The organism is Streptococcus suis (assembly GCF_002960445.1).
Lineage (GTDB): Bacteria > Bacillota > Bacilli > Lactobacillales > Streptococcaceae > Streptococcus > Streptococcus hyiners.
On sequence record NZ_POJD01000003.1, the window covers coordinates 1 to 251 of the forward strand.

Annotated in this window: 1 protein-coding gene; it reads left to right on the forward strand. The window is 45.0% G+C overall.

The genetic code is table 11. The annotated features are described in order from the left end of the window. A partial coding sequence (locus C1G53_RS00005) for a hypothetical protein (RefSeq protein WP_153046613.1) occupies positions 1-251 on the forward strand: 251 nt, incomplete at both ends.

Consider the following 251-nt stretch of genomic DNA (forward strand, 5'->3'; position numbering starts at 1 on the left):
CTTCCAATTGCACCGCAAGAAGAAGGAACAACCCCTAACAAGTCAATCCCAGGATACGAGTTCACAGGTAAGACTGTAACAGATCCAGACGGTAACACAACTCACATCTACCGCAAAGTAGAAACACCTGCTAAGAAAGTTGTAACAAACCACGTTGACGAAGAAACAGGTCTTCCAATTGCACCGCAAGAAGAAGGAACAACCCCTAACAAGTCAATCCCAGGATACGAGTTCACAGGTAAGACTGTAAC